The sequence below is a fragment of the Nocardia sp. 2TAF39 genome, assembly GCF_052114905.1.
In the GTDB taxonomy this organism is placed as follows: Bacteria; Actinomycetota; Actinomycetes; order Mycobacteriales; family Mycobacteriaceae; genus Nocardia.
In genome coordinates, this window is the sequence record NZ_JBFRFQ010000039.1 from 1 (window position 1) to 23037 (window position 23037).

At 66.9% G+C, this 23037-nt stretch carries 22 protein-coding genes; 6 read left to right on the forward strand and 16 right to left on the reverse strand.

What is annotated here, in order from left to right; genetic code table 11:
- Window positions 1-383 precede the first annotated feature (383 nt).
- Window positions 384-1328, reverse strand: a complete 945-nt coding sequence (locus tag AB4Z47_RS22190) for an NAD-dependent epimerase/dehydratase family protein (protein WP_441953233.1) — start codon at window positions 1326-1328, stop codon at window positions 384-386.
- Window positions 1329-1478: 150 nt separating this feature from the next.
- Between AB4Z47_RS22190 and AB4Z47_RS22195 the strand changes: the two genes are divergently transcribed.
- Together AB4Z47_RS22195 and AB4Z47_RS22200 are read left to right on the forward strand one after the other, a co-directional pair.
- Complete coding sequence (locus tag AB4Z47_RS22195; protein ID WP_441953234.1) at window positions 1479-2168, forward strand: TetR/AcrR family transcriptional regulator; 690 nt, start codon at window positions 1479-1481, stop codon at window positions 2166-2168.
- A gap of 395 nt (window positions 2169-2563) precedes the next feature.
- Complete coding sequence (locus AB4Z47_RS22200; protein ID WP_441953235.1) at window positions 2564-3352, forward strand: oxidoreductase; 789 nt, start codon at window positions 2564-2566, stop codon at window positions 3350-3352.
- A gap of 607 nt (window positions 3353-3959) precedes the next feature.
- On the opposite strand, the gene AB4Z47_RS22205 is transcribed toward AB4Z47_RS22200, so the two are convergent.
- The 5 genes from AB4Z47_RS22205 to hsaA all read right to left on the reverse strand — a co-directional run bounded on the left by AB4Z47_RS22205 (window position 3960) and on the right by hsaA (window position 9010).
- The gene (locus tag AB4Z47_RS22205; protein WP_441953236.1) at window positions 3960-4835 is read right to left on the reverse strand and encodes a glycosyltransferase family 2 protein; all 876 of its coding nucleotides are present in this window, start codon (window positions 4833-4835) and stop codon (window positions 3960-3962) included.
- Window positions 4836-5317: 482 nt separating this feature from the next.
- Window positions 5318-5893: a 3-hydroxy-9,10-secoandrosta-1,3,5(10)-triene-9,17-dione monooxygenase reductase subunit gene (hsaB, locus tag AB4Z47_RS22210; RefSeq protein ID WP_441953237.1), complete on the reverse strand. Its 576-nt coding sequence runs from the start codon at window positions 5891-5893 to the stop codon at window positions 5318-5320.
- 19 nt (window positions 5894-5912) lie between these two features.
- A complete protein-coding gene (hsaC, locus tag AB4Z47_RS22215; protein WP_441953238.1) occupies window positions 5913-6818 on the reverse strand; it encodes an iron-dependent extradiol dioxygenase HsaC in 906 nt (301 codons plus the stop codon).
- A gap of 138 nt (window positions 6819-6956) precedes the next feature.
- Entirely contained in the window at window positions 6957-7838 is an 882-nt protein-coding gene (gene hsaD / locus AB4Z47_RS22220) for a 4,5:9,10-diseco-3-hydroxy-5,9,17-trioxoandrosta-1(10),2-diene-4-oate hydrolase (protein WP_441953239.1), read from the reverse strand.
- Window positions 7839-7846: 8 nt separating this feature from the next.
- Window positions 7847-9010, reverse strand: coding sequence for a 3-hydroxy-9,10-secoandrosta-1,3,5(10)-triene-9,17-dione monooxygenase oxygenase subunit (hsaA, locus tag AB4Z47_RS22225; protein ID WP_441953240.1), 1164 nt, complete (start codon window positions 9008-9010; stop codon window positions 7847-7849).
- A gap of 197 nt (window positions 9011-9207) precedes the next feature.
- On the opposite strand from hsaA, the gene AB4Z47_RS22230 reads away from it, so the two are divergent.
- The 3 genes from AB4Z47_RS22230 (at window position 9208) to AB4Z47_RS22240 (ending at window position 11788) form a co-directional block, all read left to right on the forward strand.
- On the forward strand, window positions 9208-10482 hold the full coding sequence (locus tag AB4Z47_RS22230; RefSeq protein ID WP_441953241.1) for a Rieske 2Fe-2S domain-containing protein: 1275 nt from the start codon (window positions 9208-9210) through the stop codon (window positions 10480-10482).
- On the forward strand, window positions 10482-10811 hold the full coding sequence (locus tag AB4Z47_RS22235; RefSeq protein ID WP_441953242.1) for a hypothetical protein: 330 nt from the start codon (window positions 10482-10484) through the stop codon (window positions 10809-10811). The genes AB4Z47_RS22230 and AB4Z47_RS22235 overlap by 1 nt, the downstream gene beginning before the upstream one ends.
- A 158-nt stretch (window positions 10812-10969) precedes the next feature.
- Window positions 10970-11788 (forward strand): MBL fold metallo-hydrolase, encoded by an 819-nt coding sequence (locus tag AB4Z47_RS22240; RefSeq protein ID WP_441953243.1) that lies wholly within the window; start codon window positions 10970-10972, stop codon window positions 11786-11788.
- A 2-nt stretch (window positions 11789-11790) separates the two neighbouring features.
- On the opposite strand, the gene AB4Z47_RS22245 is transcribed toward AB4Z47_RS22240, so the two are convergent.
- Both AB4Z47_RS22245 and AB4Z47_RS22250 read right to left on the reverse strand, forming a co-directional pair.
- On the reverse strand, window positions 11791-12204 hold the full coding sequence (locus AB4Z47_RS22245) for a cupin domain-containing protein (protein WP_441953244.1): 414 nt from the start codon (window positions 12202-12204) through the stop codon (window positions 11791-11793).
- Entirely contained in the window at window positions 12201-13277 is a 1077-nt protein-coding gene (locus AB4Z47_RS22250) for a saccharopine dehydrogenase NADP-binding domain-containing protein (protein WP_441953245.1), read from the reverse strand. Before AB4Z47_RS22250 ends, AB4Z47_RS22245 begins: the two co-directional genes overlap by 4 nt.
- A gap of 96 nt (window positions 13278-13373) precedes the next feature.
- On the opposite strand from AB4Z47_RS22250, the gene AB4Z47_RS22255 reads away from it, so the two are divergent.
- A complete protein-coding gene (locus tag AB4Z47_RS22255; RefSeq protein ID WP_441953246.1) occupies window positions 13374-14291 on the forward strand; it encodes an AraC family transcriptional regulator in 918 nt (305 codons plus the stop codon).
- Between the two features lie 91 nt (window positions 14292-14382).
- On the opposite strand, the gene AB4Z47_RS22260 is transcribed toward AB4Z47_RS22255, so the two are convergent.
- From AB4Z47_RS22260 to AB4Z47_RS22295, 8 genes are all read right to left on the reverse strand, one after another.
- Window positions 14383-15135: a DUF427 domain-containing protein gene (locus tag AB4Z47_RS22260; protein ID WP_441953247.1), complete on the reverse strand. Its 753-nt coding sequence runs from the start codon at window positions 15133-15135 to the stop codon at window positions 14383-14385.
- A gap of 91 nt (window positions 15136-15226) precedes the next feature.
- Complete coding sequence (locus AB4Z47_RS22265) at window positions 15227-16477, reverse strand: MFS transporter (protein ID WP_441953248.1); 1251 nt, start codon at window positions 16475-16477, stop codon at window positions 15227-15229.
- Entirely contained in the window at window positions 16474-16932 is a 459-nt protein-coding gene (locus tag AB4Z47_RS22270; protein WP_441953249.1) for a MarR family winged helix-turn-helix transcriptional regulator, read from the reverse strand. Before AB4Z47_RS22270 ends, AB4Z47_RS22265 begins: the two co-directional genes overlap by 4 nt.
- A gap of 197 nt (window positions 16933-17129) precedes the next feature.
- Entirely contained in the window at window positions 17130-18182 is a 1053-nt protein-coding gene (locus AB4Z47_RS22275) for an acyl-CoA dehydrogenase family protein (RefSeq protein WP_441953250.1), read from the reverse strand.
- Window positions 18183-18329: 147 nt separating this feature from the next.
- On the reverse strand, window positions 18330-19361 hold the full coding sequence (locus AB4Z47_RS22280; protein WP_441953251.1) for an acyl-CoA dehydrogenase family protein: 1032 nt from the start codon (window positions 19359-19361) through the stop codon (window positions 18330-18332).
- Window positions 19362-19452: 91 nt separating this feature from the next.
- The gene (locus AB4Z47_RS22285) at window positions 19453-20595 is read right to left on the reverse strand and encodes an acyl-CoA dehydrogenase family protein (protein ID WP_441953252.1); all 1143 of its coding nucleotides are present in this window, start codon (window positions 20593-20595) and stop codon (window positions 19453-19455) included.
- Window positions 20595-21479, reverse strand: a complete 885-nt coding sequence (locus AB4Z47_RS22290; protein ID WP_441953253.1) for an enoyl-CoA hydratase — start codon at window positions 21477-21479, stop codon at window positions 20595-20597. Before AB4Z47_RS22290 ends, AB4Z47_RS22285 begins: the two co-directional genes overlap by 1 nt.
- Window positions 21479-23032 (reverse strand): FadD3 family acyl-CoA ligase, encoded by a 1554-nt coding sequence (locus AB4Z47_RS22295; RefSeq protein WP_441953254.1) that lies wholly within the window; start codon window positions 23030-23032, stop codon window positions 21479-21481. The genes AB4Z47_RS22290 and AB4Z47_RS22295 overlap by 1 nt, the downstream gene beginning before the upstream one ends.
- Window positions 23033-23037: the final 5 nt, after the last annotated feature.

The window sequence follows — 23037 nt, forward strand, 5'->3', positions numbered from 1 at the left end:
AGCGTTGCCGCGCTGGAGAAAGACGTCCGCGCCTGGATCACCAACTGGAACGAGAACCCCAAACCCTTCGTCTGGCGCAAAACAGCCGAGGAAATCCTCGACTCCCTAGCGAAATATATGGCGAAAATTTCGGGACCGACACACTAGTGCGCAACGCTTCGAGGAGAAGGCGATGTTTCTCGCGGACACTCAGATCGACGGCGGCTGGCAGCGCGGGCAGAAGTAGATGCCGCCGTTCGGCCCGGGTGGTGTCTGCGTCACCGAGCATATGTACCAACAGGGTTCAGTGGTTGGTGACTCCGCCTTCACGCGGCCACTTGCCCGGTCGGCGTTCGGAAAGTTCCAGGGCGCGCCGGCAGCGGCCCGGGTCGGACCGGGTGTTGTCATGATCGCCTCGCCGCGCCCCGCGCTGTGCACAGGTTGTCGAGGGTAGCTTGCATGGCAACCGCGGTGGCGGTGGGCTCGATGCCGAATCTTGTGGTGGCAGCGGCAGAATCGAGCACGAACGGCCGGTCGAACTGATACCGCACTTCGCGCATCTCGCGGGCATTCGAATTGAACAGGCCCGCGGCCCACAGCACAGCCGCGGGCATGCGGCGCACTCGTGCGAGCGGTGCGCCCGCGAGGTCTGCGGTCAGTTCGGCGAGGGCGCGTACCGACAACGGTGGCGCGGTGGGTGCGTGCCATGCTCGGCCCCAAGCGGTTTCGTCGTCGGCGACAGCCACGAGGGTCCGCGCCATGTCATCGATGGCGGTCCAACTGTGCGGCGCATCCGGATCGCCGGGGAACAGCCCCTGCTTTCCCGCGCGGACGGCCGGAAGCACCATGACCGTGAACGCCGAATTCGCTCCGGCACCCAGGTAATCAGATCCGCGCACCTCGGCAGTGCGAATACGGCCCGCTCGGTGCGCGGTCAACGCCGCATTCCAGAGTTCGGCTCGCGTGCGACCTTTCGTGGAATTGGGACGGAGCGGATGTTGCTCGGTGATCGGTGTGTCGACCGCGCCGTAGCCGTAGAGGTTGCCGACGGTGACAAGCACTGCTCCGGTCTTCTCCGCGGTGGAAATCGCGGATTGGATCAGCGGCGGGAAGTCGGTGGTCCACCGGTGGTATTTGGGTTGGGCGCACTGATAGATCGCGGTAGCGCCCGCGCTGTGCGAACTGAGATTGGACGAATCGGTAGCGTCGGCGGCGATCCGCTCGATCCGTGGGTGTTGTGGTCCGGTGCCGCGGCGAGTGATGAGGCGAACCTCGTCGCCCCGATCGGCAAGCAGCATTGCGGTGGCCGAACCCACCGGACCTGCTCCGAGGACGATGTGAATGGACATGTTCTGTGATCCCGTCTGGCGTTCCGATTCGAGAACACTGTTCTCGACGACTCGGATTACGATAAGCGCGAACGGTGATCTATGTCAAGAACAGCGTTCTCGAAAAGGTTCGTTGTTCTTCAGGTGGTTAGTTTTCTCTACACTGCGGGTATGTCCGCACCGTCACTGCGCGCTCGGGTCCGCGCCGAAATGACCGAGGAGATCAAGGCGGCCGCTCGGAAACGGCTGGCCGTCGACGGCGCGAACCTGTCGCTGCGCGGTGTAGCCCGGGACATGGGCATCGTCGCCTCCGCGCTCTACCGGTACTTCCCGAGCCGCGACGATCTGCTGACCGCCCTGATCGTCGAGGCCTACCAGTCCCTCGGCGTGGCCGCCGCGGCAGCGGCCACGCAGGCTCCTGCGCACGAGTATCGCCGGCGGTGGTTGGCGGTTTGCTCGGCCGTGCGTGACTGGGCCACTGCACACCCGGCCGAATACGGGCTGCTCTACGGCAGCCCGGTGCCCGGATACGATGCGCCGAAAGACACTGTCGCCCTGGCATCGAAGGTGGTGCTGCTGCTGGCCGCCACAGCCACCGACGCCGTCGCCGCGGGCCGCCTCGATCCCGCGCCACTGTCATCACCCCTGCCCGAACCGGTGCGCGCGGACCTGCGGGCACTGATCGAACAGCAGGCATCCGACCTGCCCGAGGAAGTTCTCGACCGCGTCTTCGTCGGCTGGACCCAACTGTTCGGCCTGGTCACGTTTGAAATCTTCGGTCGGCTCGATGGCACCATCGAGGCCCGCGCCAACTACTTCGAGCACCACATGAACCTGATGGCCGACCTCGTCGGGCTATAGGAAGCGGACTCACAACCCTGATCGTTGTGCCCACTCTGTCCAGCTGGGCTGTCGATCGACTAACCGGCTGTGGAACGACGCCAACGCACGGCACGCGCATCTTATGCGGATGCTCGAGCCCGCAACTCGCCGCAGGCGTGGCGTAGAGCCGTCGACCATGTGCGGGAGAGTGCGGCCGAGCCTGTTCGGGCGGTTCACGTGCGACCTGGGCCGGATTCTGGACCGGCCACGGTCGAACAGGGACGCGTAGATGTCAGTTGTGGGAGGATCGACGTCGTGATCGACTGGCTCGCAACGGATTCCGCACCGGCAGAGTTGAAAGACTACTTCGTGCTCGCGCAGCGGCCCTTTTCGCACCCTATTTATTGATCTGAAGGTCGAGAAAGGAAAACCTCATGGACCTCGGACTTGCCGGCAAAACCGCCGTTGTCACTGGAGCGAGCCGCGGAATCGGTCTAGCCGTCGCGGCAGCCCTGTCGGCGGAAGGGGCACGGGTGCTGGGCGCGGCTCGGACTATCTCTCCGGAACTGGAAAAGGCCAGTGTGGCAGCCGTTTCCGCTGATCTGTCGACGCCCGATGGTGCGACCGCAGTAGTGGACGCGGCGCTTTCGGAACTCGGTGGAATCGACATCCTCATCAACAACGTCGGTGGCGGCGACGCCCAGGAACTCGGCTTGGGCGGCTTCCTCGACATCGACGACCGGCAGTGGCGAAACCTCTTCGACCTCAACTTCTTCAGCGCCATCTGGGCCACGCGGGCAGCGTTGCCCAGCATTCTCGAGCGACGAGGCGCGATCGTCAACGTGTCCTCGATCTTCGCACAAGTACCAGCGATGGGTCCGGTTGGTTACAGCGAAGCGAAGGCCGCGCTGACCAGCTTCGGCAAGCGGCTCAGCGAGGAATTCGGCCCGCAGGGTGTGCGTGTGAACACCGTTTCCCCCGGCGTGGTCGGCACCCCACTGTGGCGTGGCGTCGACAGCTTCGGTGCGATGCTCGCGGCGGCCAACGATGCAAAGCACGACGAGTTCCTCGCCGCCATTCCCGAGCTGTTCTCCATCGCCTCACTCCGGATCTCCGAGCCCGAAGAAGTTGCCGCGTTGATAACGTTTCTGGTGTCAGACAAGGCCGCCAACATCGTCGGCGCCGACTATGTCATCGACGGCGGCACCCTGAAGAACGCGTAGACCCACGGCCGCGACGAAACGGCAGCTCGTGGCTGGAGCAGCCACGAGCTGTTCGGGCTTCACACCCGATCCCTCTTGGCGAACGCGCTATGATGCCGGTTACCGCGCTGACCCAACGAGCTTCCTGCGAGCAGTGGTCGTTAGGGCCGGGGAAGATGCTTCTGCTCAGTTCACGCCATACGCGAGAAGCCGTGGGTGTCAAGCAAGATTACGCCGCAGCATTAACCGATAGGCGACATGACCAATCATGGATGAAGCCAACGGGTTTCTGTCGGTAGCTGCTGGTACAACGCGTCCATGTCTGAGCAGACACCGGACAGTTCGGCACGCAGGCCTCGCGTTGGACCAGGTAGCCGCCGAACTCGACCAGACCGCATACCGCGACACCGTGCGCCCCGAAAGCCGAACCCCGCTTCGCAGCCACAGGCTACAACCTCGGCAACATCAAACGCTCCCGCATCCTCGACGTGGTCGCCACCTCGAACACGCGGCGAATAGACGACGACTGCACCCAGTGCATGCCCAGCTCCCGCACCGGCAATACCGTCGTCCACAAGCTCCTCGACGACATACACGCTGGTGTCGGCCTGGACGAGCAGCCGTTCGTCTAGCGGTTCTCAACCCGCTGGAGCAGCGCGGTCCGCGTCACCGCCGCCAGGCCACGAACGAGCAGTCCAGCCGCTACAAGCGGTGCGAACATGATCCACGGTGATCTCTTGTGGTAGTCGCAGTAGAACCGGAGGGCGCTGCGGTGGTGAGAGCGGACTTTTCGGAACGGCGCGGACCGCATACTGCCGCCCTCTCGGTGGCGGATCTCCACGTTCGGGTCGAGTACGACCCGCCATCCGCCCCGGTGCATGTCGAGGGCCATCTTGGTTTCCTCGAAGTAGAGGAAGTAACGGTCGTCGAACCCGCCCACCGCGTCGAACGCCTCGCGCCGAAACAACATGCAGCAGCCAGAAATCCAGTCCACATCGCTCACCTCGGTGACGGGCTCACCGAAATAGCGGCGAGTCGCCGGATTGCCCGGCCACATCACGCCCAGCAGCGCGTGAGCGATGCCGACCGCCAGCGACGGGAACCGCCGCCCGCTCGGGTACAGCGTGCCGTTCAACCGCGCGATACGTGGACCGATCATACCGATCCGTTTGTCGACATTCGCTGTCTCGATCAGCGCCGCGATCGAACCAGGTGTGAGTTTGGTGTCGGGGTTGGCGATGAGAATCCACTCTGCACTGGTCGCCGCGGCGCCCTGATTGATCGCTGCGGCCAGGCCGACATTTCGGGGGTTGCGAATAACCCGGCCGCCGAATTCTTCGACAATGCCGGCGCTGCGGTCGGTAGAGACGTTGTCGACGCCGATCACATCGACCTCGTATGACTCCACCGCCGCCGGAAGGGTCTCCAGGAATCCGGGTAGATCCTCAGCGCTCTGGTAGGTGACCAGGACCAGGCCGACAGTCTTGTCATCCGAGCTGGGCATGTCGGCGAACTTACACCCTTCGGCCTACGCCGCACCGTCGATAAGTCGGGCGAATTGAGCCGTAGGCGTGTCGAGGAGTCGCCGACTGTGCGTGAGGGTGGCGGAGCCCCCGTTCGGGCGCTCTCGGCGGATTGCGCGGTGCCCACCCGCCCTGGCCTGTTGATGCGTTGCAAACGCCGCCAGGTGCCACGACGTGTGCGTGACGGCGTTTGTCGGAACACGCCGGTGCAACCAAAGTATGTCCGATCACACCCGTTTGCCCGGCTAGGTGACCGCTGAGCGGTGCTAGCTCGCTTTCCGAGGCGGGCCGCATCGCGCCGGACCGGATGCGTTCCCTCGCGACGAAGGTCCGGGATGCCGGAGCTGTCTACGACGCGGCTGCCGGATCCGCCGGTCGAGTAACGACATGTCGCTACGGTATCCACTGACACGCGGCGTTGTGCGTGCTGCAGCTGAGTGTGCCCCGGTGGCTACGCGGGTGGTTACAGCCAGGTGTCCAACGTTGTCGTGGTGAGGAAGTGTTCGAGGTCGGCGCGCCAGGGGGCCGGGGTGGTCTTCTCGGGTTCGATGGCGGTGTATTGGCCGCGGTAGAACAGCAGGGGTCGGCCGGAGGTTGTCGTCTCGGACATCGCCTGGACGCGGCCGATCACGATGTAATGGTCGCCGCCATCTACAACACTGTCCACGGTGCACTGGATAGTGGCCAGCGCGTCGTCCAATAGCGGAAGGTCCAGGTCGGAGGTGTGCCAGGTGGCGTCGGCGAACTTGTCGGCTTCGCGGGAGCCGAAGCGGGCACACACCTCGCGCTGTTCTTCGGCGAGCACGTTCACGCCGAAACGCCCGGACTTCTCGATCGCCGCCCAGGACCGGGACGCCTTGGTGGGACAGAAGAGCACGAGTGGCGGCTCGAGCGAGAGGGCGGCGAAGGACTGGCAAGCGAAGCCGATCGGGGCCTGGTCGCCGTCGAGGGTGGTGATCACCGTGATGCCGGTGCAGAACTGCCCGAGCACATTTCGGAACTGCCGTGGATCGATCTCGACTCGCCCGTCCGCGGTCATCGTTCGCCTGCCCTCTCGGTCACTGCTGCCGCTGCCCGACGGTGAAGTCGTGGCCCCACAGACTCACCGCGGTGGATTCCCTGGCGATCCAGTCGCTGTCATCCACTTCCATACCCTCACAGCCGAATTCGACGTCGAATCCGCCCGGTGTCTTCATGTAGAACGAGAGCATCTTGTCGTTGACGTGCCGCCCGAGCGTCGCCGACATCTTGACCTTCTTGCGCAGCGCGCGGTCCAGGCACAGCCCGACGTCGTCGGCGTTGCGCACCTCGAGCATCAGGTGCACGATGCCGCTCGGCGTCGGCATGGGCAGGAAGGCCAGCGAGTGGTGACGCGGGTTGCAGCCGAAGAAGCGCAGCCAGGCGGGCTCGCCGTCGGCCGGGCGCCCGACCATCTGCGGTGGCAGCCGCATCGAGTCGCGCAGCCGGAAGCCGAGCACGTCGCGATAGAACTCCAGCGCTGCCTTGTCGTCCTTGGTGCTGAGCACCACGTGCCCGAGCCCCTGCTCCTCGGTGACGAACCTGTGCCCGTAGGGGCTGACCACCCGGCGATGCTCCAGTGCGGCACCGTGGAACGCCTCGAGGGTGTTGCCGGAGGGGTCGTCGAAGCGGATCAGTTCGTAGACTCGGCGGTCGGCCAGTTCCGCCGCGGCGCCCTCTTTGTAGGGCACGCCGGCCGCGTCCAACCGGTTGCGGATGTCCTGCAGCTCTTCGGCATTGGCGGTCTCCCAGCCCGAGAGCTGCAGCTGGTCCTTCGTGCCGGGGACGATCACCAGCCGGGCCGGGAACTCGTCCATGCGCAGATACAGTGCCTCCGGGTCGGAGCCCTTGCCCTCGACCATGCCGAGCACCTTGAGCCCGTATTCCCGCCAGGCGGCCATATCGGTCGCCTCGATGCGTAGATATCCCAGTGAGCGGATTCCCATCACTTCTCCTGTGTCCTGCGGGAGTTCCCGCACCCCGTCGGCACGATGAGCGCTTCGCGATTGTGTCTCATCGAGCCTCCTGTGTCTTGCGGGAGTTCCCGCACCCCGTCGGCACGATGAGCGCTTCGCGATTGTGTCTCATCGAGCCTCCTTGACGCCCGCGAGGAAATCGATGGCCAGTCGGTTGAACTCGTGAAACTTCTCCAGCTGAGCCCAGTGCCCGCAGCCGCCGAAGACGTGCAGCTGCGCGCGGGGGATCACCTTCGTCGCCACGAGCGCGCCGTCGAGCGGGTTGACCCGGTCCTCGCGACCCCAGATCAACAGCACCGGCTGACGCAGCTTATAGGCGTCGCGCCAGAGCATGCCCTTCTCGAAGTCCGCTCCGGCGAACGACTTACCCATCGCGCGGGTCGCCGCCAGCGCTTCCGGCGTGCTCGCCGAGGCGAACCGCTCGTCGATCAGATCGTCGGTGATCAGCGACTGGTCGAAGACCATGATGCGCAGGAATGCCGCCAGGTTCTCCCTGGTCGGCTCGTAGTTGAACGTGGAAAGAAGCTTCACGCCCTCGGTCGGATCCGGCGCGAACAGATTGGTGCTCAGCCCGCCGGGGCCCATCAGGATCAGCTTTCCGGCCCGATCCGGGTAGTCCAGCGCGAATCGCACCGCGGCGCCACCACCGAGCGAATTGCCCAGCAGGTGTACTCGCGAGGTGATCTCCAGGTGGTCGAGCAGATCCTTCAGCGCCGAGGCGCTGTGCACGAAGTACTGCGGATGCTCGGTCGGCTTGTCCGAGCGGCCGTATCCGGGCTGATCCACGGCGAGCACATGAAAATTCTGCGCGAGCACGGGGATGTTGCGTGCGAAGTTCGACCACGAGGACGCGCCAGGGCCGCCGCCGTGCAGCAGGACGATTGTCGGGCCGTTGCCGATGCCTGCCTCGTGGTAGTGCAGCCGCAGGTCGGGGCGCACTTGCGCGTAGCGCGAGGTCGATTCGGCGGTGAGTTCCACGGTTGAGGTCACGATTCCCCCTACACCATGCCGTCGGTGACGGGCAGCCCGAACTCGTGCGTGCCGTACATCAGGTACGCACGCTCGGGATCGTTGGCCGCGTGCACCCGGCCGGCGTGCGCGTCACGCCAGAAGCGTTGCAGGGGAGTGTCGTTCGCCAGCGCGGTGGCACCGGAGCTCTCGAACAGCTTGTCGATGGCGGCGATCGAGCGGCCGGTGGCCCGCACCTGGTCGCGCCGGGCCCGCACGCGCAGATCGAACGGAATCTCCTTGCCCGCCACCAATAGCGCGTACTCGTCGGCCACGTTGCCCGACAGCTGCCGCCATGCCGCGTCGATGTCGCTGGACGCCTCCGCGATGCGCACCTTGGCGAACGGGTCGTCCTTGGCCTTCTCGCCCGCGTAGGCCGCGCGCACGCGCTTGCCCTGGTGCTCGACGTGCGCCTCGTACGCGCCGTAGGCCATGCCGACGATCGGGGTGGAGATGGTGGTGGGATGGATAGTGCCCCAGGGCATCTTGTATACGGGATCTGAATTCTGTTCCAGACCAGGCGATTTCAGCTCACTCATAGCACGGAAACTCAGGAACCGATGTGTGGGCACGAAGATGTCCTCGACCACCACGGTGTTGGAGCCGGTGCCGCGCAGTCCGACTACGTTCCATACGTCATCGATGCGGTAGTCGTCGCGGGGGATGAGGAAGCTGCCGAAGTCCACCGGCTTGCCGTTTTTGATCACCGGACCGCCGAGCACCGCCCAGGTCGCGTGGTCGCAACCGGACGACCAGGCCCACGCGCCGTTGACGAGGTAGCCGCCGTCGACGACCGTGCCCGCACCCATCGGCGCGTAAGACGAGGAGATCCGCACCTCGGTGTCCTCGCCCCAGACGTCGTCCTGCGCTTGCTGCGCGTACAGCGCCAGATGCCAATTGTGCACGCCGACAATGCCTGCTACCCAGCCGGTGGAGCCGCACGCGCTGGCGATTTTGCGTACGGTGTCGTAGAAGACCACCGGATCGGCCGCGTGGCCGCCCCATTGCTTGGGCTGGAGCAACCGGAAGAAGCCGGTCTCCTGCAACGCCTTCATGGTTTCGTCGGGGATGCGCCGCAGGTCCTCGGCCTCCTGCGCGCGCTCGCGCAGCGTCGGCAACAGCGCTTCGACCCGTTCGGTCACTTCTTGCGTCATCTCGGGACCCGCTCCTGCCTGGTCGATTGATAACCAACTCTCGTTTGCCTCTGAGACTAGAACAGGTTCCTATTTATGTCGAGAACCCGTGTTCACCCCATGTCGTGAATGGACCCATGCAGGAAGTGGGGTGAATCGCTGGCGTCAAGGGCGGCAATTTTGTAACGTGTTCTAGTACAGAAGGAGGAGGAATCGCGATGGCAGTTACCCCACCGCCGCCGAGTGACGGGCCCGGAGGCGGCAGCGTGCGTAACCCCGCGGGGACCCGCGAGGCGGCCCGTCCAACACCGCGGAGCGGTGCGAGGGTCCGGGATCTGGACGTCGGCACCACGCCGACCCGGTATGCCCGGGGATGGCATTGCCTGGGCCTGGCCAAGACGTTCCGTGACGGCAAGCCGCACGCGGTCGATGTGTTCGGGACCAAGCTTGTCGTCTGGGCCGACAGCCACAGTGAACTGCGGGTACTCGACGCCTACTGCAGGCATATGGGCGGCGACCTGACCATGGGCGAGGTCAAGGGCGACGACATTGCCTGCCCGTTCCACGACTGGCGCTGGTCGGGCACCAACGGCAAGTGCACCGCGATTCCCTACGCGCGGCGGGTGCCGCCGTTGGCACGCACCAGGAAGTGGACCACTCTGGAGCGCAACGGCCAGCTGTTCGTCTGGCACGACCACGAGGGTAGCCAGCCACCGCCCGAGGTCGCCATCCCGCACATCAAGGGCCCCTACACCGACGCGGACGGCAACCCCACCGAGGAACTCGACAGCGGATGGACCGACTGGACCTGGAACTCGATGCTGATCGAGGGCGCCAACTGCCGCGAGATCATCGACAACGTGGTCGACATGGCCCACTTCTTCTACATCCACTTCGCCTTCCCGACGTACTTCAAGAACGTCTTCGAAGGCCACATCGCCACCCAGTTCCTGGAGACCAAAGGCAGGCCGGACATCGGCATGGCCTCCAAGTACGGCGGTGACACCCTGCTGAAGTCGGAGGCGTCGTACTTCGGGCCGTCGTACATGATCAATCCGCTGATCAACATCTACAGCGGCTATGAAGTCAAGAGCGTACTGATCAACTGCCACTACCCGGTTACCCAGGACTCCTTCGTGCTGCAGTGGGGTATCACCCTGGAGAAGCCGCAGGGCGTCGAGGGCGAGATGGCTGACCGGCTGGCGGCGAAGATGACCGAGGGCATCAGCGTCGGCTTCCTGCAGGACGTCGAGATCTGGAAGCACAAGTCCAAGGTCGAGAACCCGCTTCTGTGCGAAGAGGACGGTCCGGTCTATCAGCTGCGTCGCTGGTATGACCAGTTCTATGTCGACCTGGCCGACGTCACCGAGAAAATGACGCAGCGCTTCGAGTTCGAGGTGGATACCAGCAAGGCGAACGAGGCGTGGGAAGCCGAGGTCGCGGAGAACCTGCGGCGCAAGCGCGAGGTCGAGGAAGCCGAGGCCAACGTCTGATGGTCACCTGGGCGAAGGCACCCGATTTCGCCGACCAGCCCACTCGGCGGGCCGAAGTGCGCGCCCAGACCGTGGTCGACAAGCAGCGCTACCTGGAGGACGGCCTGACTCCGCTGCGGTGTCAGGCCTGCCGGAGTGAGGTGCTGGTGCGCAAGAGCAGTTCGCACCAGACCTCGGTGCAGTGGACCGACAACCCGGCCAGCCACTGCCCGGTCTTCGCCGAGCTGAGCGCGAAAGGCTTCGGGCCAGGTCGTCCCGACTCCTGCCCGCAGCTGGAGCGCACCATCAAATGGGCCGTGGACGAGGGCGTGCTCGAAATCCCCGAGTAACCCGGCTACGCGCGCGCCGTCCACGCGATCGGTTCGCCTGCCGATCGCCGTGCCGGGCACCGCGCTGTCGCGGCCGTGCCGTGATCCCGCTACCTTGACGGAAACAGAAAGACCGGCGTGCCGGATCGGATCCGGCGCCGCAGGAGGGAGTTTCCGCGATGCTGGTGCGGCATCTGGACTGCGCGACGATGTGTCCGGTCGGCGGGCGCGCGCTGCTCGGCAGCGGTGGGCTGCTGACCGGCGCGCTGGTCGGCCACTGCCTGCTCGTGGAGACCGCCGACGGGCTTGTACTGGTGGACACCGGGTTCGGTATGGCCGATGTGCTCGACGCGAGCAGGCTCGGCGCCGGCACCGGACGACTGCTGCGGCCCCGGCTGCGTCCGGAACAGACCGCGTTGCACCAGATCCGTGCGCTCGGCTATCGGCGCGAGGATGTCCGGCACATCGTGCTGACCCATCTCGATCTCGATCACGCGGGCGGGCTGTCCGATTTCCCGGACGCCACCGTGCACGTCTTCGCCGATGAACTGGACGCCGCGACCCAGCGTCCGACCCTCGGCGAGAAGCTGCGATACCGGCAGTGCCAGTGGGAGCACGGACCCCGCTGGCTCGCACACGAAACCGGCGCCGATTCGTGGTTCGGTTTCACCGCGGTGCCGGTGCTCGAGGACATCCTGTTGATTCCGCTGATCGGGCACACCCGAGGGCACAGCGGCGTCGCGGTCCGGCAGAGCGACGGCTGGCTGTTGCACTGCGGCGACGCCTATTTCCATCACAAACAGCTGGCCTCGACGAAGGCGCGTCCGCCGGTCGGGCTCGGCGTCTTCGAGGTGCTCGCGAGCACCCTGGGACGAGCCAGGGTGGAGAACCTGGAGCGGTTGCGCACGCTGCGCGCCGAGTACGGTGACCGGGTGCGGATGTTCTGTGCGCACGACCCGCACGAGCTCGCCGAGCTGGCTTCGGTTGCGGTGCGCTGAGTTCAGGCCATCCGGAAGTCGGCGAAGTCGAATCCCGGCGAGACGACGCAGCTGACCAGCGCATAGTCCTCGCCCGCGGGCCGGGCCGCCTGGCTGACACCGCCGGGCACCACCGCTTGCAGCACGTGTCCGTGCTCCACGTCGGGGCCGAGAATTACCTCCTCGCCGCCGATGCTCAGCGCCAGCGGGCCGCCGCGATGCCAGAGCCACAGCTCGTCGGAGCGCACCGTATGCGGGGCCGACCGCTCGCCCGGCAACAGCAGGAAATAGATACCGGTCGCGCTCGCGCGCGGACCGTCGTAGCCCGCCGGTGCGAATTCGACTGCGCTGCGCCAGGTCTCGCGGTACCAGCCGCCCTCGGGGTGGGGCGAGAGATCGAGTGCGACGGCGAGTGGCGGTCGGTTGTCGGTCATCATTCGACTATGCCCGCTCGATCCGCCTCGATGTGCCAGGTGATTCCGAACGGCGCCAGCGCGTCGAGGAAGTCGGCCGCGTCGAAGGCCTCGGCGGCGGCGAGCGCACCCGGCCGGGTGGCGCCTTCGGCCAGACGGACGGCGGTCTCGACCGCCATCAGCGCCGAATCACGGTAGGAGTCGACACCGCTCACCACACCGCGGACTGCGCGGCCGTCCGCGCCGAAGGCATCGACGACCAGGTCGTAGCGCAGGTCCGCGCTGGGTGTGTCGGGCAGCGAGTCGATGATGTCGGCGGTGAACCCGCTCAGCGTGTCGAGGATCGATGTGGCAAGGACGCCCTCGACGTAGGAGACGTCCGAGTGCCGGGGGATGGTCAGGACCGGCGGCTGCGGGAACTTCGCGACCGCCGTCGGCTGGGTGTCGCCGGGAAACGTCATCTTTCCGTGGCGTGCGGTTGCGCCGGTGCGAAATGTGCCGTCGGCGTAGTGCCAACCACCGCCGCGGAACCAGTCCAGGCTGGCGAAGACCGTCTTTGCGCTGCCCTTGGACCCGTTGCCGCCGCTCTTGCTCAGGTGGCTCACCACCACCTCGGCCGGTCCGGCGGCTTGGCGGGTGGTGAGGTAGCCGAGCAGATCACCAGGCAGATTGCTGTCGGTGATGCCGGAGACCACGCTGACGCCCGCCGCCTCGGCGCGCGGGCCGAACTCCTCGAAAACCCGCTGCAGGAACAGTTGCTCGCCGGACATGTCGGTGTAGTGCGCGCCCGCGTCGATAGCCGCCGCGAGCACTGCGGGACCGTGGGTTACGTAGGCCGGCAGGCTGCTGATCACCACATCGGCGTCGGTGAACGCCGCGACGAGGGCCGCGTGATCGGTCAGGTCCGCGACCCGTACCTCGGCGTCGGGCAGGGCCGCGGCTGTCGCGGCGGCCCGGATTCGATCGGCGTTGCGACCCACCAAAACTGGAATGATGTCGCGGCGGCGCAGTTCGGTGAGCAGGTAACCGCCGGTGTGGCCGGTGGCGCCGTAGACGGCGATGGTCTTGGTGGGTCCGGTGGTGTTGGTCGATGTCATGAATCAAAATCTATGACTGGCAGATGAGTAAACAAATGGCTGCATAGCTCATTTGTATGCCTGAAGCGCTCACTCTGGGAGTGCTACGGTGGATCTGTGGACATCCTGAGCGAGACCGTCGCGGCCATCCGCACCGGCAGTCCGACCTCCGGCCTGTTCATCCGGCACGCCCCATGGGGCCGCAAATATCCCGTGGTGCCCGGCGCGGGCTTTCACGTCGTGATGCAGGGGTCGTGCTGGGTGGCGCCGCCGAGCGGCGAGCCGATGGCGCTCGGGGTCGGGGACGTGCTGTTCATGCCGCGCGGCGCCGATCACGATCTGGTCGACAGCCTGGACAGTCCGGTCACCGAGACGGCTTTGCCCGGGGAGCCGAGGGAGATTGTCGGGCCGGGCGTGCGGACCGCGCTGCTGTGCGGTGCGTACGAACTGGGCAGGCAGCGCAGCCACCCGATCCTCGACGATCTGCCCGAATTCATCCATCTCCCAGCGCGTCCCGGTCGTCACCCGGCGCTGCGCGGCGCCGTCGATCTGCTGGCCGCCGAGATCGCCGAGCCGAGACCCGGCAGCGACGCCGCCGTGCCCGCGCTGCTGGAAACGCTGCTGCTGTTCGTCCTGCGTGCCTGGTTCGACGAGCAAGCCGACGCGCAAACTACGGGCTGGGCAGGCGCTTTCGCCGATACCGCGGTCGCAGCGGTGCTGCGCGCAGTGCACGAGCAGCCCGCGAAGGCGTGGACCGTTCCAGATCTCAGCGATGTAGCGGGCGTCTCTCGCGCCACCCTCGCCCGCAGGTTCACCGCGACCGTCGGCGAGCCGCCACTCGCGTATGTGACCCGCTGGCGCATGCTCACCGCCGCCCGCCTGCTCCGCGAAACCGACAGCGGCCTCGGCAGCGTGGCCCGTCAGGTCGGCTACACCTCGGAATTCGCCTTCGCGAAGGCATTCAAACGCGAATACGGTCTGGCCCCAGGCCGATACCGCCGCGCAGAGGACAACCCGCCGCTGGTCGCGGTCTGATCAACCGGCCCGCGCCGCCACCGCGACGGCGACGACGCGGCACTGGCCGATGGTCTCGCGGGCTACCGCTGACGTCCGTACGACCGAGGGATCAGCTGAACGGTGAGTGGGGCCGTTCCTGGAGTTCGCCGTCGACGTAGATGTCTACCTTCTCGTTGTAGAAACAGACGAGGCCGGCGACTTTCTGGCTTTCCGGCAGCGGGGTGCGGTAGCCCCAGGCGTAGTCGGGATATTCCTTGTCGGCGATGCGGACGGTCCAGTAGTCGGCGGTGCCCTTGTAGGGGCAGCTGGTATGCGTGTCGGATGGCTTCATCAGGTCCATCCGGGCGTCGGTCATCGGCAGGTAAAACCGTGCGGGCAAGCCGGTTTCGAAGAGGATGCGCGGCGAGTGCGAGTCGGCGATGGTGATGCCGTCGATCTCCACTCGCACGTGTCGCGAACTGGACAGGATGTCCACACGAGAGTACGGATCTCGCGGGTGGACGTAGACCGGCTCGTCCTCCTCGAACCATTCGTCCATCGCGTTCCACTCCAGTCGAACCAGTTCGCGCAGTTCGGCGAGCGGTGAATCGTGATACCGCGCCGCCGCTCCGGCACCGGTCGTGCCGTCCACCACGACGTCGTAGCCGGTGGCATCGCCGCGGCTGGGGGAGTGCTGGATGGTTCCGTTCGGCTCGAGCTTCGCGCGCACGTCCGCGACGGGCAGATAGTAGGTCGGATAATGCGGGCTCTCCCACACCAGCACCGGCCTGGCGGAGTCGGCCACCAGCTGCCCGCCCAGATAGACCCGCACCCGCTTCTGGCTGGTCTCGACCCTGACACGTCCCCGCTTCGCTTCGGTCATATCTCCCGACCGTACTCCTCGCGGCGGCCGGCGCACGGCCCGAAAACGACGGAGGCAGCCACGCTCGTGGCTGCCTCCGGTATGCGCCGGGTCAGTCGTCGCCGACCGTGATGGCCTGCGCTTCCTCGATGCTGTGCGGCGCCGGGTCGTGGTCATCGATGTGCGCGAGGGCCGCGCGGCCGGCCAACAGCACAACCACGGCGGCCGCGGTGCACGCCGCGCCGACCCAGAACGGCAGCGCGATGCTGTGCTCGCCGAGCTTGCCTGCCAGGTACGGCGCCGCGGCGCCGCCTGCGAAGCGGACGAAGCTGTAGGCCGCCGACGCGGTCGAGCGCTCCACCGGCGCCGAGATCATCACGGCCTCGGTGATCAGCGTGTTGTTCACACCCAGGAACAGGCCCGCCAGCACTGTGCCGACGATCAGCACCGGCTTGTGCTCGGCGAACACCGCCATGACCGCCAGATCCGCCGCGAACAGGCCCAACGCGAGCCCCATCATCGGCAGCGAACCGAATCTGCGCTGCAGTCGCGGAGCGAGGAACACCGACGCGAGTGCCAGCAGCACTCCCCAGCCGCAGAAGATGAAGCCGATCGCGTAGGTGCCCATGTCCAGCGGGAACGGTGTGTACGCGAGCAGGGTGAAGAAGCCGAAGTTGTACAGCAGCGCGGTCAGGCTGACGATCAGCAGCCCGCGGTGGCGCAGCGCCTGGAACGGCGCAGCGATCGAGGTGTGGCGCGTGGGCTCGGTGCTCTCCGGCAGCAATGTGACGATGCAGACCAGCGCGATGGCCATCAGCACCGAGACGCCGAAGAACGGTCCGCGCCAGCTGATTCCGCCGAGCACACCGCCGACCAGCGGACCGGTCGCGATGCCGATGCCGAGGGCCGCCTCGTACAGGATGATCGCGCGGGCAACGCCGCCGCTGGCCGCACCGACGATGGTGGCCAGCGCCGTGGCGATGAACAGCGCGTTGCCCAGACCCCAGCCCGCGCGGAAACCGACGATCTGCGTGACCGTGTCCGACATACCGGCCAGCGCCGCGAACACGATGATGATCGCCAAACCGGCCAGCAGCGTCTTCTTGGCGCCGAACCGGCTGGACACCACGCCGGTGATCAGCATCGCCACGCCGGTCACGAGCATGTAGCTGGTGAACAGCAGCGACACCTGTGACGGCGAGGCGTGCAATTGTTCGCCGATGGGTTTGAGAATGGGATCGACCAGGCCGATGCCCATGAATGCGATCACGCTTGCGAACGCGACCGCCCACACGGCTTTGGGCTGCTTGGTGTTCGCTGTGGTGTCCGCGCCTGCCGCGCGGGCGGGAGCAGAAGTGCTCATCGGTGTTCCCTCGATATCGGATTGTGCTGTCGCGTAGCCGTTTTCAAGGCCTCCAACAGTTCGTGTAGTTCGGCGTCCAGCCGCATGAGGCGCGCGGTGTCGAAGCCGGAAAGACGTCCGCCGATCGCGTCGGCGAAGGCTTGGCGGGACTGGGCGAGCCGGGTGCGGCCGGCCGGGGTGAGCTCGACGACTACGGCTCTGGAGTCGTCCGGATCCTTGCGTCGGGTCGCGAATCCTTCCGCGACCAGCTTGCCGATCAGCACCGTTGCTGCCGGCTGTGAACATCGGTCGATCCTGGCGAACTCACTGACCCGTACGGCACCGTGTTCGTCGAGCACCGCGAGTGCCCGCAACATGGCCCGCGGCAGATCGTCGCCGCTGATCACCCCGGCCAGCCGAGTGAGCCTGCCCGCGGTGACGAGGAGATCGACGACGATGTCATCCGCTGTGGTCACCTGAGCATGCTGCACGCGATTATTATTACATAGGCTAACTATCTATTTCTCGTGACGTCGGCCATGGTGGTCGGTCGAGTGCGCGGTGGAAGGTTCCCGCGGCTCGCGGTCGCCGACGCCGAGTCGCGAGCCTGCCCCATCCTTCGGTCGAACCACGCCGCGACCGGGGGCAGTCATAGTGAGACCGTTGCCCGGTCTCACACCGACTGCATCGGCCGCCGCGGCGTGCCGAACAACTGTGCATCCCCGTGCGCGCGCTTGAAGAACAGATGCGCGTCGTGCTCCCACGTGATCGCGATGCCGCCGTGCAGCTGGACGGTCTCGGCCGCGATGGCGGTGAGCGCCTCCGAGCAGTGCACGCGGGCGGCCCAGACGTCCTCGGCGGCCGACGGGCTGTTCGTCGCCACGGCCGCGGTGGCCGCGACGGACGCGGACCTGGCCGACTCCAGCAGCACGTACATATCCGCCATGCGGTGCTTGAGCGCCTGGAAGCTGCCGATCGCGCGGCCGAACTGCACCCGAGACTTGGTGTACTCCACCGTCATCTCGAGGCAGCGTTCCGCGGCACCGACCTGCTCGGCAGCCACAGCGGCCCAAGCGATTTCGCGCAGTCGCGCGATGGCCGCCATCGGATCGCCGGAGCCGAGGCGGTGGGCGGGCGCTGCGGCGAAAGCGATCTCGGCGAGCCTGCGGGTGGGATCCATGGTCGGTGCGGACCGCAGGGTGATGCCCGCGGCGGTGGGCTCGACCTCGAAGAAACCGGTCGGGGTCACGACGACGAGAGTGTCGGCGGACATCCCGTCGAGCACGTAGTGCGCGATGCCGGTGATGGTTCCGTCCGCTTCGCGGACGCCGAACTCGTCCCAGCCGCTCTCGTCGGCCCAGCAGACCGCGATCGTCCTGGTGCCCTCGGCGACCCCCGGCAGCAGCCGCGCACACGCCTTGGCATCCTCCGACAGCAACACGGCCTGCGCGCCGAGCACGGCCGAACCGAGCATCGGCACACCCGCGAGTGTTCGGCCCACTTCGCCCACCACCAAAAGGGATTCGACCAGGCTGGCGCCGAAACCGCCATACTCCTCGGGAATGGCCAGCGCGCCCACCCCGATCTGCTCGGACAGCAGCCGCCACAGCGCTGGGTCGTAGCCCAGCTCGGTATCCATCGCCGCGCGCACCGCGGCGGACTCGGCATGCTTGGTGAGCAGCGCCCGGACCGACGCGATGAACTCCTGATGTTCGGAAGTACTCATGACCGCACCTCGCTGGCGCCCGGCACTGTCATGCGCACGCGCGCTGTGTTGATGGTTCGCTCGCTGCGCTCACTCATGACCGCACCTCGCCGGCGCCCGGCACCGTCATGCGCGACGTGCGCTGTGTTGGTGATGTTCTCGCTGCGCTCACGCGGTGCCTCGCAGTGCGCGGTCTTCGACGGTGTCGTCGCGCAGCGCGCGAGCTATCCGGGAACGATGCAGATCCGGTGTGCCCCAGGCGGAACGAAGCGCCGTCACTTTGGTCAGCCACAGCGACAGGTCGTACTCGGCGGTATAGCCGATCGCGCCGTGCACCTGCAGCGCGGCCCGCGCCGCCAGGTAGGCCGCGTCGCCGCAAGCGATCACGGCGGCCGACACGTCACGGGCGCGGGTCGGTTCGCTCATGGTCAGCGCGGCGCGGAAGAGTAGTGGCTCGGCAAGGTTCAGCCCGATCAGCACGTCGGCGAGCTTCTGTTTCACAGCCTGGAATTCGCCGATCGGCTTGCCGAACTGCTTGCGCTGCTTGGCGTATTCGGTGGCAGCGTGCAGCAGCGACCGTCCCGCGCCGAGCAGCTGGGCCGCGCAGGCCAGCGCGCCGGTGTCGAACCCGGCAGTGGCGGCGTCGCGCACCTGCGGCCCCGCGGCGACCACGCCGTCGGCGTCGACGGCGAACAGCCGGCGCGCGGCATCGACCGACCGCACCAGGCCGGCGCGATGGCCGGTGCTCAGCTGCGTGCCGTCGGCGTACAGCACGACCTCGGCGGTGTCGGCGTCCAGCGCGACGCTGCACTGGCCGGGTGTCGCGAAGGCCACGGTGCCCAGCGCCGCGCCCCCGGCGAAGCCGGGCAGCCACCGTGCCGCCAGGCTCTGGTCCGGAAGTGCTTGCAGCAGTGCGGGTATCGCTGCGGCGCTTTCCACGAGTGGGCCAGGCGCGGCGGCCCTCCCGATCTCCTGGAACGCCACGACGAGATCGATCGGTTCGGCGCCGACGCCGCCGTGTTGCTCGGCGACGGCGAGGCCGAGGACACCCGCCTCGGCCAGCTGTCTGATCAGTGCCCGGCCGGGGCGTGGGTCACCAGCTGCCCAGGCGCGCGCGACATTCGGCGTGCGTCCCGCGTCGAGCAGCTTGCGCAGACTCGCGCCGAAGTCGAGTTGTTCGGGACTGAGCGCAAATCTCATCGAGCGCTCCCTTCCATACGCGACTCCCGCGTCGTAGAAGCAGACCAATAGATGGCTCGAGACGGGTAGTCGCCGGACAGGTATTGCACACTCATCGGCTGCTTCCTCTCGGTAGTCCGAGCAGCCGCTCGGCGATGATGTTGCGCTGAATCTCGTTGGTGCCCGCATATATCGGACCGGACAGCGCGAACAGATATCCGTCGGTCCACGGCCCGGACCGCTCGGCCGCCCCGCCGAGCACCGCCAGCGCGGTCTCGTGCATGGCGATGTCGAGTTCGGACCAGAACACCTTGGTGATCGAGGATTCCGCGCCCAGCTTGCCGCCCTCGTCCAGCCGGGTGACGGTGCCGAAGGTGTGCAGCCGGTAGGCCTCGCTGCCGATCCAGGCGTCCACCACGGCGTCGCGCTGTGTGGTGTTGGTAGCGTCGCCGCTGTCCAGCCACAGATCGATCAGCCGTTGCGCGGTGGCGCTGAAACGGCCCGGGCTGCGCAGCGAGAGGCCGCGCTCGTTGCTGGAGGTGCTCATCGCGACCCGCCAGCCCTCGCCCGGCGCGCCGATCACGTCGCGGTCGGGCACGAACACATCGTCGAGGAAGATCTCGGCGAAGCCGGGCTCGCCGTCCAGCTGTGGGATCGGGCGCACCTGCACACCGTCGGCGGTCAGCGGGAACATCACGTACGTGAGGCCCTTGTGCCGCTCGGCCTCCGGATCGCTGCGGAACAACCCGAACGCCCAGTCCGCGTAAGCGGCGCGCGAACTCCAGGTCTTCTGGCCGCTGAGCAGCCAGCCACCGGTGGTGCGGCGGGCGGTGGAGCGGATGCCCGCCAGGTCGCTGCCCGCCTCCGGCTCGGACCATGCCTGCGCCCAGATGTCGTCGCCGCGCGCCATCCGCGGCATGATCCGCTTCAGCTGCTCGGGCGTGCCGTGCTCGAAAAGTGTCGGCGCGAGCAGGAAGATGCCGTTCTGGCTGACCCGCCCCGGTGCGCCCGCGGTGTAGTACTCCTGCTCGAACAGCACCCATTCCAGCAGCGAGGCGTTGCGTCCGCCGAACTCCTCCGGCCAGGCGACCACGGAGAGGCGCGCGTCGGCGAGGGTGCGCTCCCACCCGCGATGCGCCTCGAAGCCGGCCTTGGTGTCCATCGAGGGCAGCGGTCGGGTCGGCTTGTTCGCGGCGAGGAATTCGCGGACCTCCCGCTGAAATTCTCGGGTCGCCTGGTCGAGATCAAGATCCACTACGTTGTTCCGTTCTGTTCTGCGGTGCTCGCCGTGGCCTTCATCGACTTGGCGTTCATGCCGCCCAGTGCGTCGGCGCCGACTTCCGCGTTGTGCGCGTGTGCGAAGTGGTGCAGCCCGAAAACCGAGTCCATCCCCGAACGCATACCCATCAGGTCCTCGGCTTGGTTGACTGCCTTCTTGGTCAGTGCGAGGCCGAATTGCGGCATGGTGGCGATCTTTTCGGCGAGCGCCATGGTCTCGGCCTCGAGCTCCGCGCGCGGCACCACCCGGTTGACCATTCCCCATTCCTTGGCCTGCGTTGCGCCGAATCGATCGCCGGTGAACAGGAACTCTTTGGCTGCGCGCGGGCCCATCACCCAGGGGTGCGCGAAATATTCGACGCCCGGAATGCCCATTCGGACCACAGGGTCGGAGAAGAACGCGTCGTCGGAGGCGATGATCAGGTCGCACACCCATGCCAGCATGAGCCCACCGGCGATGCAGGCGCCCTGCACCATCGCGATGGTCGGCTTCGGAATATCCCGCCACCGCCTGCACATGCCGAGATAGACCTCGAGTTCGCGGGCGAAACGCTGGTCGCCGCCGACCCGGTCGACGTGGTCCCACCACAGCGCGGCCTTGTTCTGGTATCGCACGTGGTGGTCGCGGCCAGGGGTGCCGATGTCGTGCCCGGCGCTGAAGTGTTTCCCGTTGCCTGCCAATACGATCACCCCCACCTCGGGGTCCGCCACGGCGCGCTCGAAGGCGGCGTCGAGTGCGTAGGTCATCACCGAGTTCTGCGCGTTGCGGTAGTCCGGCCGGTTCAGCGTGACAATCGCGACGCGGCCCCGCGTCTCGTAGGTGACGACTTCGCCCTCGTCGGGGATTGCCGGTTCCGACATTACGACTTCTCCTCACGTAATTGACGCTTGAGCACTTTCCCGGCGGCGCTGTAGGGCAGCTGATCTCGGAACTCGACGAACCGCGGCACCTTGAAGTTGGCCAGCAGGGCGGTGGCGTGGGCGAGCACCTGCTCCTCGGTGAGTCGCGAGCCGGGCTTGCGTACCACGTACGCCTTGCCCACCTCGCCCATCCTGGTGTCGGGTACCCCGACGACGGCGGACTCGGCTACCCCGCCCAGTCGGGCCAGCGCCTGCTCGATCTCGGCCGGGTACACGTTGAAGCCGCCGGAGATGTACATGTCCTTGAGCCGGTCGGTGATCGTCAGATACCCGCGGTCGTCGAGCGTGCCGATATCTCCGGTGTGCAGCCACCCCTCGGTGTCGACGGTCTCCGCCGTGCTCACCGGGTCGTTCAGGTAGCCGAGCATCACGTTGGGCCCGCGCAGCAAGACCTCACCTGCCTCGCCGAGTCGCAATTCGAAGTCCGCGATCGGTCTGCCGCAGGTGTTCGCGATGGTCTCGGCGTCGTCGTCGGCGCGGCACATGGTGCCGAATCCCGCGGCCTCGGACAGACCGTATGCGGTGATGACGACGTCGAATTCGAGTTCCGAACGCATCCGCTCGACCAGCACGACGGGCACCGTCGCCGCGCCGGTGACGGCCACCCGCAGCGTGCTCAGATCGTACTTGTCGCGCTCGGGGAAGTCGACGATCGTCTGATAGATAGTCGGCGGCCCCGGCAGTACGGTGACCTTCTCTTCGGTGACCAAGCGCATGGTCTCCGGTACGTCGAAGGTCGCCTGCGGGATGATCGTTGCCCCGGTGACCAGGCAAGCGAGGATGCCCGCCTTATAGCCGAAGTTGTGGAAGAAGGGGCTCACCACCAGATACCGGTCGTCACCGCGCAGCGTCGCGCATTCCGCCCAGGCCCGCACCACCGACAGCGCCTGCCGATGCGCGACCAGGGTGCCCTTGCTGCGACCGGTGGTGCCGGAGGTGAAGAGGATGTCGGAGATGTCGTCGGGGCCGATCGCCGCGGCGCGTTCCTCCGCCTCGGCCACCGTGACCGGTTCGGCGACGGTCGCCAGCTCCGACCAGTCCAGAGCGGCGATGTCGGTGTTCTCGCCGCCCGCCTCGACCGGAATGACCACCACCGTGTCGATGGCGAGATCCCGTGTGGCAGAGCGCAGTTCGGCGAGCCGGTCGCGGCCGAGGAAGTTCCCTGCGACGAAAAGGGCCTTTGCCTCCACCCGGCCGAGCATGTCGGCGGCCTCGTCGGCGACATAGCGGGTGTTCAACGGCACCAGTGCCGCGCCGGCGTAGTGTGCGCCGAGCGTGGCGATCACCCAGTGGTGGGTGTTGGGCGCCCACATGGCCACCCGGTCCCCGACGCGCACACCGCGCGCGATCAGTGCTCGCGCCACCTCCTGGACGGCCTCGAGCAGCTGCGTCCAGTCCAGCCGGACCGCACCGTCGGCGATGGCCGGTGTGGCGCCGAACGTGCGGGCGGCGTGGTGCAGTGCCATCGGTGTCGTTTGTGCAGGGGTTGTCACGGTTG

Coding starts and splice junctions, on each gene's coding strand:
- AB4Z47_RS22205 (WP_441953236.1), bottom strand. CDS start 4,835: ATGCCCAGCTCGGATGACAAGACTGTCGGCCTGGTCCTGGTCACCTAC.
- AB4Z47_RS22260 (WP_441953247.1), bottom strand. CDS start 15,135: ATGACCGAAGCGAAGCGGGGACGTGTCAGGGTCGAGACCAGCCAGAAG.
- AB4Z47_RS22200 (WP_441953235.1), top strand. CDS start 2,564: ATGGACCTCGGACTTGCCGGCAAAACCGCCGTTGTCACTGGAGCGAGC.
- AB4Z47_RS22240 (WP_441953243.1), top strand. CDS start 10,970: ATGCTGGTGCGGCATCTGGACTGCGCGACGATGTGTCCGGTCGGCGGG.
- AB4Z47_RS22290 (WP_441953253.1), bottom strand. CDS start 21,479: ATGTCGGAACCGGCAATCCCCGACGAGGGCGAAGTCGTCACCTACGAG.
- AB4Z47_RS22190 (WP_441953233.1), bottom strand. CDS start 1,328: ATGTCCATTCACATCGTCCTCGGAGCAGGTCCGGTGGGTTCGGCCACC.
- AB4Z47_RS22250 (WP_441953245.1), bottom strand. CDS start 13,277: ATGACATCGACCAACACCACCGGACCCACCAAGACCATCGCCGTCTAC.
- AB4Z47_RS22265 (WP_441953248.1), bottom strand. CDS start 16,477: ATGAGCACTTCTGCTCCCGCCCGCGCGGCAGGCGCGGACACCACAGCG.
- AB4Z47_RS22230 (WP_441953241.1), top strand. CDS start 9,208: ATGGCAGTTACCCCACCGCCGCCGAGTGACGGGCCCGGAGGCGGCAGC.
- AB4Z47_RS22235 (WP_441953242.1), top strand. CDS start 10,482: ATGGTCACCTGGGCGAAGGCACCCGATTTCGCCGACCAGCCCACTCGG.
- hsaA (WP_441953240.1), bottom strand. CDS start 9,010: ATGACGCAAGAAGTGACCGAACGGGTCGAAGCGCTGTTGCCGACGCTG.
- AB4Z47_RS22245 (WP_441953244.1), bottom strand. CDS start 12,204: ATGATGACCGACAACCGACCGCCACTCGCCGTCGCACTCGATCTCTCG.
- hsaC (WP_441953238.1), bottom strand. CDS start 6,818: ATGGGAATCCGCTCACTGGGATATCTACGCATCGAGGCGACCGATATG.
- hsaB (WP_441953237.1), bottom strand. CDS start 5,893: ATGACCGCGGACGGGCGAGTCGAGATCGATCCACGGCAGTTCCGAAAT.
- AB4Z47_RS22275 (WP_441953250.1), bottom strand. CDS start 18,182: ATGAGTACTTCCGAACATCAGGAGTTCATCGCGTCGGTCCGGGCGCTG.
- AB4Z47_RS22195 (WP_441953234.1), top strand. CDS start 1,479: ATGTCCGCACCGTCACTGCGCGCTCGGGTCCGCGCCGAAATGACCGAG.
- AB4Z47_RS22280 (WP_441953251.1), bottom strand. CDS start 19,361: ATGAGATTTGCGCTCAGTCCCGAACAACTCGACTTCGGCGCGAGTCTG.